21 protein-coding genes and 1 tRNA gene are annotated in these 15,688 nt (G+C 66.8%); 12 read left to right on the forward strand and 10 right to left on the reverse strand.

The features are described 5' to 3' along the window. Positions 1-105 precede the first annotated feature (105 nt). Positions 106-645 (forward strand): hypothetical protein, encoded by a 540-nt coding sequence (locus SJY14_RS12865; RefSeq protein ID WP_396599066.1) that lies wholly within the window; start codon positions 106-108, stop codon positions 643-645. On the opposite strand, the gene SJY14_RS12870 is transcribed toward SJY14_RS12865, so the two are convergent. Continuing rightward, the gene (locus SJY14_RS12870; protein ID WP_396599067.1) at positions 624-1,205 is read right to left on the reverse strand and encodes a GNAT family N-acetyltransferase; all 582 of its coding nucleotides are present in this window, start codon (positions 1,203-1,205) and stop codon (positions 624-626) included. The genes SJY14_RS12865 and SJY14_RS12870 overlap by 22 nt on opposite strands. 756 nt (positions 1,206-1,961) lie before the next feature. Here SJY14_RS12870 and SJY14_RS12875 point away from each other — a divergent pair. The 3 genes from SJY14_RS12875 (at position 1,962) to SJY14_RS12885 (ending at position 3,432) form a co-directional block, all read left to right on the forward strand. Beyond that, complete coding sequence (locus SJY14_RS12875; RefSeq protein WP_157485609.1) at positions 1,962-2,537, forward strand: hypothetical protein; 576 nt, start codon at positions 1,962-1,964, stop codon at positions 2,535-2,537. A 279-nt stretch (positions 2,538-2,816) separates the two neighbouring features. Continuing rightward, positions 2,817-2,978, forward strand: coding sequence for a hypothetical protein (locus SJY14_RS12880; protein ID WP_173210803.1), 162 nt, complete (start codon positions 2,817-2,819; stop codon positions 2,976-2,978). Positions 2,979-3,006: 28 nt separating this feature from the next. Beyond that, positions 3,007-3,432: a hypothetical protein gene (locus tag SJY14_RS12885; RefSeq protein WP_396599068.1), complete on the forward strand. Its 426-nt coding sequence runs from the start codon at positions 3,007-3,009 to the stop codon at positions 3,430-3,432. Positions 3,433-3,494: 62 nt separating this feature from the next. On the opposite strand, the gene SJY14_RS12890 is transcribed toward SJY14_RS12885, so the two are convergent. Next, positions 3,495-4,205 carry a hypothetical protein gene (locus tag SJY14_RS12890; protein WP_396599069.1) on the reverse strand — a complete coding sequence of 237 codons (711 nt, stop codon included), beginning with the start codon at positions 4,203-4,205 and terminating at the stop codon, positions 3,495-3,497. 331 nt (positions 4,206-4,536) lie between these two features. Here SJY14_RS12890 and SJY14_RS12895 point away from each other — a divergent pair, with 331 nt between their 5' ends. Further along, the gene (locus tag SJY14_RS12895) at positions 4,537-4,878 is read left to right on the forward strand and encodes a hypothetical protein (RefSeq protein WP_396599070.1); all 342 of its coding nucleotides are present in this window, start codon (positions 4,537-4,539) and stop codon (positions 4,876-4,878) included. A 97-nt stretch (positions 4,879-4,975) separates the two neighbouring features. On the opposite strand, the gene SJY14_RS12900 is transcribed toward SJY14_RS12895, so the two are convergent. From SJY14_RS12900 to SJY14_RS12910, 3 genes are all read right to left on the reverse strand, one after another. Beyond that, entirely contained in the window at positions 4,976-5,287 is a 312-nt protein-coding gene (locus SJY14_RS12900; protein ID WP_396599071.1) for a hypothetical protein, read from the reverse strand. 177 nt (positions 5,288-5,464) lie between these two features. After that, the gene (locus SJY14_RS12905) at positions 5,465-5,794 is read right to left on the reverse strand and encodes a hypothetical protein (RefSeq protein WP_396599072.1); all 330 of its coding nucleotides are present in this window, start codon (positions 5,792-5,794) and stop codon (positions 5,465-5,467) included. Between the two features lie 332 nt (positions 5,795-6,126). Then, entirely contained in the window at positions 6,127-6,432 is a 306-nt protein-coding gene (locus SJY14_RS12910; protein ID WP_162235901.1) for a LuxR C-terminal-related transcriptional regulator, read from the reverse strand. A gap of 99 nt (positions 6,433-6,531) precedes the next feature. Between SJY14_RS12910 and SJY14_RS12915 the strand changes: the two genes are divergently transcribed. The 3 genes from SJY14_RS12915 (at position 6,532) to SJY14_RS12925 (ending at position 8,209) form a co-directional block, all read left to right on the forward strand. Beyond that, positions 6,532-7,050 carry a hypothetical protein gene (locus SJY14_RS12915; RefSeq protein ID WP_396599073.1) on the forward strand — a complete coding sequence of 173 codons (519 nt, stop codon included), beginning with the start codon at positions 6,532-6,534 and terminating at the stop codon, positions 7,048-7,050. Between the two features lie 40 nt (positions 7,051-7,090). Further along, positions 7,091-7,675 (forward strand): hypothetical protein, encoded by a 585-nt coding sequence (locus SJY14_RS12920; RefSeq protein ID WP_396599074.1) that lies wholly within the window; start codon positions 7,091-7,093, stop codon positions 7,673-7,675. Positions 7,676-7,978: 303 nt separating this feature from the next. Further along, a complete protein-coding gene (locus SJY14_RS12925) occupies positions 7,979-8,209 on the forward strand; it encodes a hypothetical protein (RefSeq protein WP_396599075.1) in 231 nt (76 codons plus the stop codon). Between the two features lie 511 nt (positions 8,210-8,720). Here SJY14_RS12925 and SJY14_RS12930 read toward each other — a convergent pair. Continuing rightward, complete coding sequence (locus SJY14_RS12930) at positions 8,721-9,443, reverse strand: hypothetical protein (protein WP_396599076.1); 723 nt, start codon at positions 9,441-9,443, stop codon at positions 8,721-8,723. Positions 9,444-9,614: 171 nt separating this feature from the next. Here SJY14_RS12930 and SJY14_RS12935 point away from each other — a divergent pair, with 171 nt between their 5' ends. Beyond that, positions 9,615-10,013 carry a hypothetical protein gene (locus tag SJY14_RS12935; protein WP_396599077.1) on the forward strand — a complete coding sequence of 133 codons (399 nt, stop codon included), beginning with the start codon at positions 9,615-9,617 and terminating at the stop codon, positions 10,011-10,013. A gap of 61 nt (positions 10,014-10,074) precedes the next feature. Here the strand turns inward: SJY14_RS12935 and SJY14_RS12940 are convergent, their stop codons facing one another. The 3 genes from SJY14_RS12940 to SJY14_RS12950 all read right to left on the reverse strand — a co-directional run bounded on the left by SJY14_RS12940 (position 10,075) and on the right by SJY14_RS12950 (position 11,689). After that, positions 10,075-10,470, reverse strand: a complete 396-nt coding sequence (locus SJY14_RS12940; RefSeq protein ID WP_396599078.1) for a hypothetical protein — start codon at positions 10,468-10,470, stop codon at positions 10,075-10,077. Further along, entirely contained in the window at positions 10,467-11,036 is a 570-nt protein-coding gene (locus tag SJY14_RS12945) for a recombinase family protein (protein ID WP_396599079.1), read from the reverse strand. The genes SJY14_RS12940 and SJY14_RS12945 overlap by 4 nt, the downstream gene beginning before the upstream one ends. A 568-nt stretch (positions 11,037-11,604) precedes the next feature. Then, positions 11,605-11,689, reverse strand: a tRNA-Ser gene (locus tag SJY14_RS12950). Between the two features lie 120 nt (positions 11,690-11,809). Between SJY14_RS12950 and SJY14_RS12955 the strand changes: the two genes are divergently transcribed. The 3 genes from SJY14_RS12955 to SJY14_RS12965 all read left to right on the forward strand — a co-directional run bounded on the left by SJY14_RS12955 (position 11,810) and on the right by SJY14_RS12965 (position 13,562). Beyond that, positions 11,810-12,334, forward strand: a complete 525-nt coding sequence (locus SJY14_RS12955; RefSeq protein WP_396599080.1) for a YbaK/EbsC family protein — start codon at positions 11,810-11,812, stop codon at positions 12,332-12,334. A 50-nt stretch (positions 12,335-12,384) separates the two neighbouring features. Then, positions 12,385-12,765, forward strand: a complete 381-nt coding sequence (locus SJY14_RS12960; protein WP_043592898.1) for an RNA-binding S4 domain-containing protein — start codon at positions 12,385-12,387, stop codon at positions 12,763-12,765. A gap of 158 nt (positions 12,766-12,923) precedes the next feature. Beyond that, positions 12,924-13,562 carry a hypothetical protein gene (locus tag SJY14_RS12965; protein WP_396599081.1) on the forward strand — a complete coding sequence of 213 codons (639 nt, stop codon included), beginning with the start codon at positions 12,924-12,926 and terminating at the stop codon, positions 13,560-13,562. Between the two features lie 37 nt (positions 13,563-13,599). Here the strand turns inward: SJY14_RS12965 and SJY14_RS12970 are convergent, their stop codons facing one another. After that, on the reverse strand, positions 13,600-15,663 hold the full coding sequence (locus SJY14_RS12970; protein WP_396599082.1) for a helicase HerA-like domain-containing protein: 2,064 nt from the start codon (positions 15,661-15,663) through the stop codon (positions 13,600-13,602). Positions 15,664-15,688 lie beyond the last annotated feature (25 nt).

Below are 15,688 nucleotides of genomic sequence, written 5' to 3' on the forward strand. Positions count from 1 at the left end.
CGACACTCTGCGGAAGCCGAGGCGCTCCTCCTCCATCTACGAAGATGTGCAAACACCTCCCTGCAGCATTAGGCAGCGTTGCCTCAACACCTGTAGACCAAGGAGATGCGTATAGATGACGGGCGGCCTGTCCGGGTCGATCTTGGCCCTCGCCCCCGCTTCATCTGGTGGGGACAGGACGTCGACGACGAGACACGAGATGCCATCGCAACCCAAGCCGCCCTCGTCGAGACCTTCCCCACTGAAGACGCGGCACGTCGCCATGCGGAGCAGCAGTCCTGGCCGAGCGGCCCGCCGGAGGCCCTCAGCATCGTCGACGTGCGTGGGGTCAAGGACTACCTCGATCGCAAGGTGAACAAGCTCAACGAGGCGGCGGCCCTCACCTGCATCAACTTGGCCGACGATGTCCGCTACTCACTGCACCTCCCCCGGTCGCGATCCAGGGCCGCGCAAGCCGTCTACGACAAACTGGTCGAACGACAGTTCCCGTACCTCACCGATGACAGCCGCTCGAAAGCGCTGCACAGATGGAGCTCGCAGGAACTAGGCCAGCTCCAGAAGATGCTGAGTTCTTCGCTGCGCTGCTTGGAAACAGGCCTCGCTGAGCCCTGGAAAGCCATCCCCTACCGGGCACCCTCCTGTTGATGCGCCACGGAAGTGGTGACGGCTTCCCAGAGGATCTCGCCGTCGATGAGCGTCGACGTGGGTACGAGCCCGAGCCGATCGGCTGTTCGCGCGGACGCCGTGTGGTCGGGGTGGACGTAGGCCTGCAGACGCCCGACCCCCATCGAAGTCAGCCACGACACGACGGCGGAGGCTGCCTCCCCTGCGAGACCTCGGCCCTGTTCCGACGCCGTGACCAGCCACGCCATGTCAGCGACGAGGTCAGCGCCCTCGCATGTGAGCGTCGCCTGGACGAAACCGACGGCCGGCCCGCCCCCAGCAGATCGGATGATCCAGTTCAACCACGCCGCACGTCCATCCTCGGACTGACCTCGCAACTGGCGGCGGTAGCGCTTGTCGAGCTCCTCGAGCGTCGGAGGCTCCCCGCCCGTGAACTGGTACAGGTTCTGAGGTGCCAGCGCGACCACCATCTCGCCCGCATGCTCCACGGCGAGCGGCTCCAGAGAGAGACGATCCGTTCGGAGGGCATCAGCTCTGGGCCACGACGTGCTCCGAGCTTTGCAGGTCGACCGGACACCCATCGCCTAGCGAGACACGGGGCAGGGCTCATAATCAGTGCATGAGTAGACGCTGGTCCTTCATCGTGGTGGTGAGCGCCCTAGTCACCCTCTTCGCCGGCTTGGGGGTCGTGGCCACTGGCCAGGCCTACGGTTGGCTTCTTGTTGCTACAGGTCTGGTCAATACGGTGTTGGGCGTCGTTAGCTACAAGAAAGCTGTCCGGCAAGAACCTGAACTGCAGTAGCCGATCAACCATCGGACGCTGCCGCACGTCGACCGTTTTCTCGAGCTGCGCTGACCTGACCGTCTTGATGGGTCAGTCCGAAACGCATCTCGGTGAAGCATCGTCTATCGGGCGGTTTCATCCATGTCGCCAGAGGGCGATCTGCGTTTTCTACTCAGGATGAACGTCGCGAGCCCGAGTAGACCTGACGCGGCGGCGAGCACGCCGGTGAAAATAACGGCCCCGTCGCCGTCCGCTAACGCAAAGCACAACATTGCCAAAACCAGGCTTAGAACCGACACAACGACCCCGAGCCATTTCAACCTGCCGACACTTCTCATGCGCTCAGGCTAGTTAAGGGACCTTGCCCCGGCAGACGATCCCCTATCGGGCGCTCTCGAGAACATCGGTCGTCTGCCAAGATCACGACGTGGATGCACTCGACCCAGCTGAACGCGCCGCAGTGAAGCGTGTTCGAGGCCAGCTACGGCAGCGGCTGCACCGTGACCCCGGCAACCTCCCTGCCCGCGCGGAACTCGCGAGCCTACACAGGGCTATGGGACAGCTGGACCAGGCAGGACGGTGGGGGCTTCTCGTGCCCGGCCTTGCCACCTCAGCAGAGAAACAAGCCTTCGCCGTCTGGATGGCCCGGACCCAAAAGCCGGGCGAACCAGAGCATGACCGGTTGCTCAGGCTCCTGTTCGTTCCAAAGACCTTTTCAGCCTCCCTGATCGACCCCGCCGACGCGATCCTGCAGTTTGAGGCACAGCTCCAACGCGAGATACGACGACACGGGCGAGCATCGACCACGAACCTCGCCACCTGGTTCGGCAACACCCTCGTGGGTATCATCGGCGCGATACTTATCGGCACGCTCCTAGGCAGCGCCTTGGCTGCGACTCACGCACTCGGGATCGCAACCGAATCACCCCTACTCCGCATGAGCTTCTGGCCCATGACTTGGACAGAACTGTGGGTCAAGACGACCTTCCTCACCCTCGGTCTGATCGCGATGGTGATCGTCGGTTCAATGATCACGCTGACAGTCCGGCTCCCCAGCGTGATCCGGTATCGCGCACGGCAAGCGCAGCGCCTGAAGAAAAGGAACGAGCGCCTCGACCGCGTGGCCTGATGACGATCCCCTATCGGGCGCCGTCCACAAGTCCGTTCAAGCGAAGAATCAGTTGCGCCATTCGCTATTACATCGCGACGCTCATTGAAAGGGCGCGCAATGGCGGCACCTGATGCGCTCCAGCGGGCCTCCGGCAGACAGCCCACGGTCGTAGCCTTCGCCAGTTTCAACGTCCCAAGCGCGACGCTCGGCGCAGTGGCGGTCCAGTGCGCGCCATACGCCGAGTCGAGCGTTGCTCGATAGGCTCCGAGCACCAGTACCCGTCGGGAGGACCCGGATATGCCCCGCACCAAAGGCGCGCTCAACCGCACACCGCGTGAGAAGGCGAAGGACAGCAAAAACGCCGACCAGAAGCGCAAGCTCCGCGAGCAGAAGAAGCGGCTGAAGGAACAGAACGCGAAGCTGAAGGCGCGGCTCAGGGCTCAGCGCAAGGCGAAGTAGCCACGAGCGCGGCCGCTAATGTCAGGGCATGGCGAAGCAGAACGAGGAGTACGTGCTGGGGCTGTGCGACGAGGTGCTCGGAAGCACGGGCCGTCGGCAGCATCGGTTCGAGTGGCTCGAAGGAGACCCTTCGCCTAGCACCGGGCGACGGATGACCCTGCCCGTCGATGCGTACTGGCCCGACCGTGCGCTCGTGGTGGAGTTCCACGAAAGGCAGCACACCGAGCAGGTGCGGCACTTCGACAAGCCAGACGTGATGACCGTCTCGGGTATTCACCGGGGCATGCAGCGGAAGCGTTACGACGACCGTCGACGCGAGCTGATTCCAGCGCACGGGATCAGGCTCGTAATTATTTCGATGAGCGACTTCGAGGTGCGCCGGTCGAACATTGTGCAGCGTCACGGCGAGGACCTCGCCGTGGTGCGATACGCCCTCCAGAAGGGCAGCGATTAGCGCGCCGTAAGGCTGTTCGGTAGCCGATGGTCTGCAGGTCTTACTCGGTCGAGCAAGACGGCCTAACGTCGGGCCACCAGACCTGCGAGCACTGCGTCCAAGTGGAGGTTTTGCGGACTGACTTCGCTAGCGAACGTCTTTCCGTCCGCCCCGACGAGTCCATGCTGCCAACATCTGTAGAGGGTGTGCCACCAGCGCATGACGCTGTGCAGAACGAGACGTCTGCTGGCAGTCAGCGCCTCCTCCGACAAGTTTCCCCATCCTTCCCCTTCCGCTATCGCTCGGTGCTCCGCTTCTTCCCACGGTGCCCAAGCTGGATCTACCTGGGACGCTTTCCCACGAAGTGCGTCGAGATCGCCGTAGCGGCCGGAGGTCGCGGCCCACGCGTCCAATGCGGTGACGACGTCACGCCAGAACGGGTCGTTCATCGTATCTGCGAGTAGTTCGCGTAGGTACGGAGCGGCCGACTCGGACGCGGCGGCGAGAGTCGACAGGACTCGGGTATTTAGGGCGCTGATGGCATGCCCTCCGGCTCCGGCGCCGAACTTCGGATCGACTGCGCGCCCAGCGCTCTCCTCGCTGAGTAAATAGGTGACCTTGAGTAATCGCTCGACACCTTGCGATAGCTGCGTGAACACCGCACCCGGCTGGCGCGCTTGCCAGGCAGGGTTCGCTGCTTGATTCAGTCCGAGGGCGAGATGCTCGGTGGCGGTGGATGTCTCGCTCGCCAAGTGCATGGCTCGTACGATGCGCTCGTTTGGACTATTGGCCATAAAGGAAGCGTATGACTCGCTCTCGCGGACGAAGTGCCTCACCCCTGCAATTCGCCCCGATAGCCGAGGTCACCGCACAACCGACAAGCCTCCCTGGCGCATCTCGCAACCCTACGGATACGAGACGTCTCGACGGCCGGCCACTCCCCCGCAGTATTTCAAGATGAGCACGTGACGCAGCCATGTCTCCCAAGCAGCAGCCACGACAAGCATCTCCGAGGTTGGTTGCGAGATCGACACTGGCTGCCCGCAGACCGATCGTCGAACGGCACCTTCTTGTGAGGCTCTGCGGGGCTGTCGGCGACATTGACGAGCCGTCTAGTCTCGGGTCATGAGCACCGCCGAGCCGCTGGCGCCGCCGCGACTCTCAGCCAGGGTCGACGCGGGAGCGATCATGGTCCTGATCGTCGGCTTTGCAGCGACCTTGGTGGTCATCGTCGTCGCAGTTCTCTGGCGCGACATCATGGGCGACGTCTTCCTGTGGGCTAGGCCAATTCTGGTAGGCGTGCATTTGTCGCTATGGCTCCTGGCGTCCGCACTTTCTGGGCGCCGCATGCTGCGTGGCCACCGCGCACTTGTTCCGGCGCTCTGGCTGACTGGCGCTGCCGCTGTGGCCTTCCACGCGAGCATGTTCCTGCTCACAGCCAGCCTCCCCTGCCCGTCTCTCTGTTAGGGGCCTGAGCCGAAGGGACGATCCGCGGGACGGGCCCCTCGGGCACCGACCGCTGACCGATCGCCAAGTGATACGCCGAAGCTGATAAGGCGAGTCCCTAACGTGGGTCCCAGTGCATCGACCAGAACGCGTCGATCCGTTCCCGGTCGGTCCACCAGGTGACATCGACCTCACGGGTCAGCGCGTCGATGAGGCCACCCTCTTCGCCGGGCACTCGATCGTCGGTAACCCAATCGCTCATGACGAACCGACCGGCCGCATCGAAGACCTGGTCGGGGCCGTCCCAGAACTCCAACTCGTAGAAGTCGAGGCCACCGGTCTCTGTCCTATAGCTGTGGGCGACCACGGTCGTTCCCTCAGCAGGTCCAGAACCAACTGTGCCGACGATGCCGTGCTGATCCCAGTCCACAAGCTTCGGAACCCTAGGATCGACTTCCTCGCGCGGAGGTGTGATTCGAGAGCGCTTAGGCCAGAGCCGCATGAACGAATGTTGTCACGGACAGTCGCGCCGGGTTGCCCAAGAGCACTACCAGCCAACGTCAGCCAGCGTTTCCTCGCGGTCGACCGATCACCGATGACCGATCCCCTATCGGACGATGACGCGCCACGCGCCCTTCTCGGTGCTCGCCACTGAGGAGAAGCTGACTTTCGTCACGCCCTCGCGGGACGACTCCGGGATGTCCAGCTCGAGCACGCCCTCGGCGCAACTCGCACGGGCGGGCGTCGTGTCGACCGCACCCGCAGCCGACGTCAGACCGAACAGCCCCTCGACGGATCCGTCGCCAAAACACTCGAGTTCAACTCGCCTGATCATCACGGGCTCCTCGAAGGTCGCCGAGATCTCGCTGCCGCCTGCTTCCTCGCCGCGATCGACGACCGCTGCCAAGACGGCCAGCTCGTCGCCGTCGTCCTGCACCGCTGACGGCTCCTGTTCAAGCCACAGAGCGATGTCGCCGGCCTGCTCACCGGGATCGACCTCGGAGCACCCGACGAGGCTGACAGCACAGAGGGTCACGACGAGTAGGCAGAGCGATCGAGGGCGCACGATCGAAGGATGGCATGAAGCGCACTTCGTCGCGACTCCCACTGCGAGGGCCCGGCTAGCGATCGTCTATCGGTCACGGGGTGGAGACGCTTGCTATGACTTTCCGCTACCAAGACGAACTGGCCATCCAGGCTCACCTCGGCGACGCGCATGGTCCTTGCCCCAGCCCCAAGCCCGTTCGTCGAAACAACCGCGGTCGGCTGCTACGACACTGAGGTGTCGGGTGCGTCGGCGCAGGGCTCAGCGAGCGTGGCATGTAAGAGCCCGGAGGCCTCGATCGGCCACTGATCACCGGCCAGGATGCCGAACACGAACGCAGCCGCGACGAGCGCTGCACGATTGGGTACCCGGAACTTCGCCTGCAACTTGGCGACGTGGTACGCGACCGTGGCTGGTGCAAGGTAAAGCCGCCGACCGATGGAGTCGTAGCCCTGGCCACGCGACAGTTCGACCAGGATCTGAGCCTGGGTGGGGGTCACGCAGTGCGCGCAGCGGGACTTGTGTGCCACGAGGCCCCTTCCGACCGGTCTGTCGGTCACTATACCGATCGCTAGTCCTCAGGAGAACAAGCCGTTTCGCCTTGCGACCTGAGTGCCGGCTGGTCTTTCATGAGCGTCATTGCAGCACCTGGCGAAGGAGGAATGATGGCCACGAAGACCACCTGGACGGGCGCCGTTGCCGCGGTCGTCTGCCTCGCCGGCCTGACGGCGTGCGTCGGCACGACATCGTCAACTGATCCAGTGTCGAGCGACCCGGCACCGACTAGTCCGACGTCGTCTTCTGAAAGCGGCGGCACGCTCGTCGACCCCTTGACACGGCTCGAGGACCCCGACTCGGAAGACTTCATCGCCACGACGGTCTCGCCGTCGCTGCACGAACACGGCACCGGTGGGGCCACCTTCAAGATCGCCCGGCCCGACCCGTCCTTGACGCAACTGCGTTTCTACGTCGCCTGCTCAGCCGGTGATTTCACGGTCACTCTCGGCACGTTCTACTCGGGCGACTGCACACCTGACTTCACCAGCAGCGGAAGCATCCCGCTGCCATCGGGGGAAGACCCTCTGAGCGTCCGCCTGGACGTCTCGGCGGGGACCGATTACTGGATCACCGCCATCCCGGTGCCGTGACCAGCCGACGCGAGTCGGACCAGACGACAAAAGGGTACTCATGAAGAAAAGCCTTGCCACCGTCGCCGTCACGGCCCTGCTCGTCCTGGCGGGTGGCACAAGCGCGATGGCAGCCGAGGGGCCCACCGCGGGTGCCCAGAGTGCACCGACAACGACCAATGGGACAGACTCCACCGACGGCACCGACTCTCTCTGCTCGGGAAGCCGGGTTGTCTACAAGTCATCAAGCTCGGCCGGGTCCTTCACCCAGGCGTCCGGGGCGAACAGCTCTGTCACGGGTGGCCCGGGCGTGACCCTCGCCATCAGCACCTCCACCACGTTCACTGTCTCGGGCAGCATCACCGCCACCACGGGAGTCACCGTGAGCAACGTCGTCGCCAGTGTCAAGGCTGATGTGGGCGTGACCATCGGTGCCAGCAAGAGCGGCACGACAACGAACTCGGGGTCATGGACCGTGCCGTCCAGCTACGGATCGGGACGCCTCGCGATCGGCTCGATGAAGTACAGCGGAACGACCACGAAATACATCGAGAACTCCGGCTGCACCCTCGTGAAGCAGGGCTCCTCCGCGACCTTCAACGCCCCGCAGCAGGAGTGGCACTTCCAAACATCGCGAGTGTCTTAAGGCCGAACGGATCACCACTAGACACCTCCGATCCCCGTCGACCACTCAAGTCGGCGGGGATCGGTCTCCCGAGAGTCGCCGCGACACCCGCCTCACCGAGGCCCAATCGCCACCGGGCAAAACCGCAGCTCGAACCGGTAACCGATCCCCTAGTGCGACGCCCGGCCGTGGCGAGAGACCCACATTTCGCAACCTGCCCTGGAACGAAACTGAATAGGCTATGAGCCTCGACGACATGCGTTGCCTATCGAAGAGGTAAGTGATATGCCCCAAGAAACTTCCGACCGTCTCAGCCGTTACGCGGTGGCATCCGTCGCTGTAGGCGTCCTGGCGCTGGTCTTGCTCTGGGCGTTTGGTGCGCCAACCCTTGTGACCGCATTTGGTGCCGGGCTGGGACACCTGGCATTGCAGGACATCAAGCGAACGAGATCCCGCGGCATCGCCCTGGCCTCGGTGGGCCTGACACTTGCGTACGGCCTGACGCTCAGCTCGGTCATCCGGTTCATTCCATCGGCGATCAACGGACTCAACTAGGCAGCTCCTCCTTCGCAGCGAGTTCAACAATCGCGCCCCTTCCAGGGTCCACGGCACCGACCCGACAGACACTCAACACCCCTGCGACGGATGAGCTCACGGCGGGTAGTGGCGATCGTCACCTCTACCCGACGCAGACTCTGGCAGAAGATCCAGTCCGATGATCGATCCCCTATCGGACACAGCTCGATCGCTCCGACCCAGCCCCCAGTGGTACGAGTGGGTCACTGCTAGACGCGTGAGTCGCAGCCATGCCCGCCGGCTCTTACTGGCAGTCGCGTGGCGGTTGGAAACAAACACTCCTTCTACCGAGACTGCACACCAATAACAACGATGAACACCAAGACACCGGCTACGCCCACCCACACGCACCACTTGAAAACCTGACGGCCACGTTCGGTGTTTGGCAACTATTTTCCTTCGCTAGTCCACACGCACCAGACAGTATCCGGCTTCAGCCCAGATGCTGCGGCCGGGTCGCGCCGAGCAACTGGGTGCGGTGACCGATCGTCTAGTGAGACGGGTGCCCGGTCTCAATAGCGCGGCCGGGCACGTAAGGGAGAAAGTACAGCTGACGGGGACGCAGCCGATGTACTCCGTCCCGATACGAGCCGCCGACGACAGCGCCGTCGACGTCCAGCAGGTCACACGTACGCCACGTGCTTCGAACGGTGCCGCCTCTGACCACGAACTGCGTCACGACGCGGAGCGCCTCGACCAGGCCGTCATCGCCGTCGCCGCCTAGATCCCACCAGCCGAAGTCGTCACCGCTGACGACGACCGAGTCGTCCTTGATCACCAGGACCTCGAAAGGCAGGGCTCCGTGTCGGTGCGGGGTCACGGTCACTACACGGTCGAACTCGGCCTGAACGGTGGAGACCTTGACGTCGCCAGCCTGGCCGACCATGGCGATGACCCGGGCGACGAATGCGTCGAGACTGCCAGGCTCGGGGCGCCCGGTCAGGAGATGGTCCGTGAGCAGGAACCACGCCTCAGCGAAATCGGACTCATCCCAGCCCAGCTCCCACCGCCGGGCGGGCATGCCTGAGGTCGGGGCGATGTCGATCACCAGCCCATCAGCCGCGACGACCGAGAACTGGCCTACTTGAAGCAGCGGCAGCCTTGAGCTGCCGGAACCGAGGGATCTTGACCGGACGGCGCTACCGAACTCCTCGCCGGCGCGAGTGGCGAACAACTCGAACCGCTCGATGACGTCGTCGGGGACCGGTGCCATGACTTCATCCTGCGGCATCGAGACCCAGCCCGGCCATCACGAGTCAGGCTGAGGCCTGATCGGTAAGCGATCGTCTACCGGGACACGCTCATGACTCGAGTCGTTGATGATGCAAGGCAAATTCGAGGGTGCTAGCGCGGCCGGCGGCCACGCCGGCGCTAGGGTCAGGGCATGAACGAGGCCGACCGCGAACTGCTCCGCCGGGCTGAGGCGGAGGTGGCAGCGCTGCCCCACCGTGACTCCCTCGCGAACCCGTCTGCCTGGTCGAGTCAAGGCCCCGCCGCCGATACCGAGCCGACCGGTCGGGCTCGATTGCTCGCCCCGATGACCCTCTTCGTCTGCTTCGTCACCGCCTGCGCCGAGGGTTCGTGGCTCTGGTTCTCCGCCGCAGAATGGACCTCTATCTTGTGGTTTGCCGTGCCATTCCTCCTGATCGCCTCCGTAGTGCTCGCACTCATCGCCGGAGCGCTAGGCGGCCACGCCGGCCGGTGGGCCGCCGTCTGTGGCGGCATCGCGATCGTGCCGCCCTTCTGTTTCGTGGTGTCGCTGCCCCTCGCGCTTTTCACGTAGGCCGCTGCGACTTGCGCCGCGGCAGCCCGGCGGCCTCCCGGTAGCCGATCCCCTACTGGGGTTAGGCCGTCCAGCTAGGTACGGCATAGGCGTTGATGAGGCGGACTTGAAGGCCGCGGAGGGTGCGGAGGGTTTCGCCATCGTCCAAGCCGGTGACCGTCTCCCACTCGTAGCCGGCGCCCACGACATCAGACATGAACACGATCTCTGTGGCGAGGAGAACCCGTTTCCAGTCAATCCGGCGCAATGGAGCCTGCTGCTCCAGACGAGCCTCTAGCTCCTTGGCTACAGCCAAGAAGTCGGCCTTGCTCGCGAAACCCATCGCGATGGCCATCGCGTCTTTCAGACTCGCAGGACCACCCCATTGGAAGAGCCTTTGCTTCAGCACTCGCCGCTCGTAGTCCGTCAGCTCGACATGCACTAAGTCGGAATCAGCCCGGCCTCGATACTCATTCATGATTGCTCCCCTCGTTGGATCGCACGGTAGACCGTCGACCGGGCGACGCCGAACAGCTCGGCGATCTCGCTCGTGGTGTGGGCACCGGTGCGGTGCAGTTGCACGAGGCGCTTCTCCTGCGAGGGGGTGAGCTTGGGCTTTCTACCTCGGAGCTTGCCGGCGGCCTTGGCGATCGTCATGCCCTCCCGGGTGCGGGCACGGATGAGGTCGGCCTCGAACTCGGCGACCATGCCGAGGACGTTGAACAGCAGCCGGCCGACCGGGTCGGTGGGGTCGTAGACCGCTCCCCCAAGATTGAGCGCGACACCCTTCTTGGTCAGCTCGTCCGCGATGTCGGTCGCGTCCCGCAGCGATCGAGCAAGGCGGTCGAGCTTCGTGACGACGAGTACGTCACCCGTGCGGCACGCCGCTAGGGCCTCGCGAAGGCCGGGCCGGGCTCGAGTCGTGCCCGATAGGCCGTGGTCAACATGAACGTGTTGATCGTCAACACCGAGCGCTGCAAGACCGTCACGCTGTGCTGCGAGATCCTGCCCGGAAGTTGAGACGCGGGCGTATCCGATGAGCATCTGATGACTGTAGCGTTCAGACCCCCTTTACCGGGCATTTTTGCGGGACAGGCCTACGCGAATCCGCAGGCCAGACACCACTTGGCCTCGACGGACCGAACCGGGCCCGAGTAAGTGTCCCGATGAACGACCGGCTGTCGGGCCACCTTCTGGTCTCGAGAACGTGAGAGGCATTCCCCTGACGAAGGGGCTCGTGGACATGTCTCCAGGTGGCGCCTCCGTCAGCACGGGAAGGCGCCGTGGGCTCGCTCGAACGACGTCGAGCGCCTCGCCGTCTGATCGGCCGCGGTCACGGTCGGGGTGGCCGCGCGTCGGTCGTGTTCGACGCCGGACAGCTCACCAGCGGCACTCTGCGCCGGCGAGCGCCGCCCTCATCGGCGAGCGACGCCCTCATCGGCGAGCGACGCCGTGTCGGGCCGCTGCCGAGGCTGCGGCCGTATCGACGTCGACGATCCACCGCGCCCGAAGTCACTCCTGCCGCCCGCGGCGACGCCGCACGCACCCGGAAGGCGCCAGAAGAACACAGAGCGAGAAATGGCCCTTCCCGAAGGGAAGAGCCATTTCGATGCGGAGGATAGGGGATTCGAACCCCTGAGGGCTTGCACCCAACACGCTTTCCAAGCGTGCGCCATAGGCCACTAGGCGAATCCTCCAGGGCGGGCACACGGTGAACCGGCGCCCGACCTAGACCAGCGTACCGGACTCCGCGGGGCCCGGCGGACGCCCCGTGTCGCTGCTGAGCTTGAGACTCCCTCATGGCTACCGTCGGGGGCATGACCGACGCGCACCGCCCCTCCTCGGAGCACCTCGACGCCGCCGCCCTGCCGCCGCGCGCCCGCACCGTCGTCGCCGCCCTCCGTGCCGCCGGAGCCGAGGGCGAGGTCCGCGAGTTCGACGAGTCCACGCACACCGCCGCCCAGGCCGCCGCCGCCCTCGGCTGCGAGGTGGGCGCCATCGCCAGCAGCCTGGTGTTCCGCACCGGCGACGAAGCCCTCCTCGTGCTCACCAGCGGCGCCCACCGCGTCGACACCGACCTCGTGGCGTCGACGCTCGGCCGCGGCCCGATCATGCGGGCGAACGCCGACCAGGTGAAGCGCGCCACCGGCCAGGTGATCGGCGGCGTCGCCCCGGTCGGCCACCCCAGCCCGGTGCGGACCCTCGTCGACACCGCACTGCAGGCACACGACGTGCTCTGGGCGAGCGCCGGCACGGCCAACACGGTCTTCGCCACGACGTTCGACGAACTCGTACGCGTGACCGGTGGCACCCCGGTGCGCGTGGCCACCGACGAACTCTGAGACCGACCTCCGCGGTCGTCGACGTCGGCGGCCACCCGTAGCATCGACGCATGCCGCCCCTCACGTCCGCCCGCGTCGACGCCTGGCTCTGGGCCGTCCGGCTCTACAAGACCCGCTCGGCCGCCAACGCCGCCTGCCGCGCCGGTCACGTGCGAGTCAACGGCGAGCGCGTCAAGGCCGCCCAGGCCGTCCGGCCCGGCGACGAGGTCCGGGCACGCATCGCGGGCTTCGAGCGCATCGTCGTCGTCAAGACCTGCCTCGTGAAACGCGTCGGCGCACCGGCCGCGGCCGAGGCCCTGACCGACCTGACTCCCCCACCACCGCCGCGTGAAGAGGTCGCCGCCGTGCCGGTCCGCGACCGCGGCGCCGGCCGGCCGACCAAGCGCGATCGCCGCGAGATCGAGCGCCTCCGGGACCGCGCCGAGAGCTGACACCTGCTCGACTCCCCCGATCGCGGGCTCCCCGCACTGGGGTGGACCGGTCCGGTATCTGTGCGAACGCATCGTCTACGCTGAGGGCACGGCGCTGCCCCGACAGCAGCAGCCTCGGGTCGGGGGACTCGGGGTCACGCCGAACCCTGGGGGACGACATGAGCACGACCGACGCGGCGATGCCCACCGAGCGTGGCACCGTCACCGTGCGGCCGCGGCGAGAACTCGCCCGGGGCGCCACGCTCACCGGCGTCTTCAGCCTGTCCCCCGTGCTGGTCGCGGTGCTCTGGCTGACCCTGCCGACCGGCCACCAGGGCGGCGTGCTGGCCGTCACCTGCGGCGTCGTGGTCATGGGACTGCTCATGTACTGGCGCTACCGCCTGTCGTACGCGGCCGTCACGCGCACCGAGTTCGTCAAGCGCGGCTGGCTGCCCGGCTTCGTGCGGCTGCGGCGCGACGAGATCGACTCGCTCGTGCTCGTCCGCACCTACCGTGACCACTCGACCGAGACCGCCGCGCAGCTGCTCGCCCTCGACGACGAGGGACGCCGCCTGTTCCGCATGCGGGGCACCTACTGGTCCGAGGCGTCGGTGGACGCCGTCGTCGACGCGCTCGGCATCCCGACGACCGTCCTGCCCCGCCCGCTGACCCGCCGCGAGTTCTTCGCGGCCTACCCCGACAGCCCCTACTGGTACGAGAGCCGCCCGTGGATCGGCACCACCGTCGCGGGAAGCCTGTTCGCGCTGGCGACCGGCACCCTCGTGCTGCTCTTCCAGGCCTTCGGCAGCGGCGCCTGACCCCGTCCGCCGGATGCGGGCCGGGCCGGCTCGGGGATCAGCGCCGGCGCAGCGTGCCGAAGATGCCCTTGACGACCTCGCGCACGACCGCCTTGCCGGCGCTCGATCCGAGGACCTCGCCGAGCAACCCCCCGGTCGACCCGGCCCGCGACGAGCGGGACCCCGAGGAGGCGCGGGTCGTCGCCCCACGCCCGGCACGGGCCTTCGCGGCCGCCCGCTCGGCCCGCTCGAACTCCTTCTGCTGACGTTCGTACTCGGCCTGGGCGGCCTTCCGCTCGCGTTCGGCGGCGGTGACCGCCTTCGCGTCCGCCCTCTCGCGGGCCGCGGCCTCCTTCAGCTGGGCGTCGATCGTGGCCTGACGAGCCGCGGCGTCGGTCCGCTCGCGCTGGTCGAGCGCAGCGGCCTCGAGCTTGCGGGCCAGGATCTCGCGGGCCGAGTCGCGGTCGATCGACGCCCCGTAGGCGGCGATCAGGGGTGACGCCGCGACGGCGGCCGTCATGACGTCGGCGGGGGTCGGCGACATCGAGCCGCGCGGGGCGCGGAGGCGCGTCCACGCGACCGGGCTGGGAGCCCCCTTCTCGTTCATGACCGTGACCACCGCCTCCCCGGTGGCCAGGGTGGTGAGCACCTCGGCGAGGTCGTAGTCGCTCGTCGGGTACGTCGACACCGTCGCCCGGAGGGCCTTCGCGTCGTCGGGCGTGAAGGCGCGCAGCTGGTGCTGGACACGCGAGCCGAGCTGGGCGAGCACCTCGCCGGGGACGTCCTTGGGGGTCTGCGTCACGAAGACGATGCCGACGCCCTTCGACCGGATGAGCCGCACGGTCTGCGTGATCTGGGCCAGGAACTCCTTCGACGCGTCCTTGAACAGCAGGTGCGCCTCGTCGAAGAAGAAGACGAGCTTCGGCTTGTCGAGGTCGCCCACCTCCGGCAGGTCGTTGTAGAGGTCGGCGAGCAGCCACATCAGGAAGGTCGAGAACAGCGTCGGCTGGTCGTGCACGCCTGGCACCTCGAGCAAGCTGACGATGCCCCGGCCGTCCTCGGCCGTGCGGAGGAACTCGGCCGTGTCGATCTCGGGCTCGCCGAAGAACGCATCGGCCCCGCGGTCGGCGAAGGTGATCAGCTCGCGCAGGATGACCCCGACGGTCTGCTTGCTCAGCCCGCCGAGACCCTCGAGCTCGCGCTTGCCCTCGTCGCTGGTCAACCAGGTCAGCACGGCCCGCAGGTCGGCGAGGTCGAGCAGCGGCAGACCGGCCTGCTCGGCGTAGTGGAACACCAGGCCGAGGCTGCTCTCCTGCGTGTCGTTGAGGCCGAGAACCTTGCTGAGCAGCAGCGACCCGAAACCGCTGACCGTGGCGCGGACCGGCACGCCGGTGCCCTTGCCGCCCAGGGCGAAGTACTCCGTCGGTGCGGCCTGCGGAGACCAGTCCTGGCCGATCCCCCGCGTGCGGGCGAGCAGCTTCTCGCTCGCTTCGCCCGGCGTCGCGATGCCCGAGAGGTCGCCCTTGACGTCGGCCGCGAACACCGGCACCCCGGCCGCCGAGAGCTGCTCGGCGAGCACCTGCAGGGTCTTGGTCTTGCCCGTACCGGTCGCCCCGGCCACGAGGCCGTGCCGGTTGAGCATCGCCAAGGGGATGCGCACGGGCACGTCGACCCGCGCCTCGCCGTTCACGAGGGCGCCGAGCTCGAGGGCGGGACCGTCGAAGCCGTAACCCGCTCGGATCACGTCGACCGCGACCTCGTCGAGCGGCCCACCGGGTGGGGTGGGGAGACCCTCGACCGGGGTGCCCGCGACCGGCTCGGGTTCGGTGAGCCCGGCATCGGCCGCGGCGTCGGCCACGTCCGCCTCCGCGGCGGCCTGCTCGGCGTCCGCCTGCCCGGCCCCGGCCTGCTCGGCCCCGGCCTGCTCGGCCCCGGCCTGCTCGGCCTCCGCCTGCTCGGCCCCTGCCTGCTCGGCCTCCGCCTGCTCGGCCCCGGACGCAGCCGCCTCGGTCGCGAGCCGCTCTGCCCGCGCGAGTGCCGCCTCCGCGTCCTGCTTCGCCTTCTCGGCGGCGGCGACCGCAGCCGCGGCCTCCGCCCTGGCCTGCTCGAGCGCGTCCGTCATGCGGCCAGCCTAGGCATCCTGAGCG

The sequence above is a fragment of the Frigoribacterium sp. R86507 genome (assembly GCF_044597695.1).
Lineage (GTDB): Bacteria > Actinomycetota > Actinomycetes > Actinomycetales > Microbacteriaceae > Frigoribacterium.

Bases quoted from the DNA above. Each gene is read 5' to 3' on its own strand.
- SJY14_RS12965 (WP_396599081.1), top strand. From the start codon at position 12,924: ATGAGCACGACCGACGCGGCGATGCCCACCGAGCGTGGCACCGTCACC.
- SJY14_RS12865 (WP_396599066.1), top strand. From the start codon at position 106: ATGCGTATAGATGACGGGCGGCCTGTCCGGGTCGATCTTGGCCCTCGC.
- SJY14_RS12955 (WP_396599080.1), top strand. From the start codon at position 11,810: ATGACCGACGCGCACCGCCCCTCCTCGGAGCACCTCGACGCCGCCGCC.
- SJY14_RS12890 (WP_396599069.1), bottom strand. From the start codon at position 4,205: ATGGCCAATAGTCCAAACGAGCGCATCGTACGAGCCATGCACTTGGCG.
- SJY14_RS12920 (WP_396599074.1), top strand. From the start codon at position 7,091: ATGAAGAAAAGCCTTGCCACCGTCGCCGTCACGGCCCTGCTCGTCCTG.
- SJY14_RS12870 (WP_396599067.1), bottom strand. From the start codon at position 1,205: ATGGGTGTCCGGTCGACCTGCAAAGCTCGGAGCACGTCGTGGCCCAGA.
- SJY14_RS12940 (WP_396599078.1), bottom strand. From the start codon at position 10,470: ATGAATGAGTATCGAGGCCGGGCTGATTCCGACTTAGTGCATGTCGAG.
- SJY14_RS12935 (WP_396599077.1), top strand. From the start codon at position 9,615: ATGAACGAGGCCGACCGCGAACTGCTCCGCCGGGCTGAGGCGGAGGTG.
- SJY14_RS12885 (WP_396599068.1), top strand. From the start codon at position 3,007: ATGGCGAAGCAGAACGAGGAGTACGTGCTGGGGCTGTGCGACGAGGTG.
- SJY14_RS12915 (WP_396599073.1), top strand. From the start codon at position 6,532: ATGAGCGTCATTGCAGCACCTGGCGAAGGAGGAATGATGGCCACGAAG.
- SJY14_RS12970 (WP_396599082.1), bottom strand. From the start codon at position 15,663: ATGACGGACGCGCTCGAGCAGGCCAGGGCGGAGGCCGCGGCTGCGGTC.
- SJY14_RS12875 (WP_157485609.1), top strand. From the start codon at position 1,962: ATGGGACAGCTGGACCAGGCAGGACGGTGGGGGCTTCTCGTGCCCGGC.
- SJY14_RS12960 (WP_043592898.1), top strand. From the start codon at position 12,385: ATGCCGCCCCTCACGTCCGCCCGCGTCGACGCCTGGCTCTGGGCCGTC.
- SJY14_RS12945 (WP_396599079.1), bottom strand. From the start codon at position 11,036: ATGCTCATCGGATACGCCCGCGTCTCAACTTCCGGGCAGGATCTCGCA.
- SJY14_RS12880 (WP_173210803.1), top strand. From the start codon at position 2,817: ATGCCCCGCACCAAAGGCGCGCTCAACCGCACACCGCGTGAGAAGGCG.
- SJY14_RS12930 (WP_396599076.1), bottom strand. From the start codon at position 9,443: ATGGCACCGGTCCCCGACGACGTCATCGAGCGGTTCGAGTTGTTCGCC.
- SJY14_RS12895 (WP_396599070.1), top strand. From the start codon at position 4,537: ATGAGCACCGCCGAGCCGCTGGCGCCGCCGCGACTCTCAGCCAGGGTC.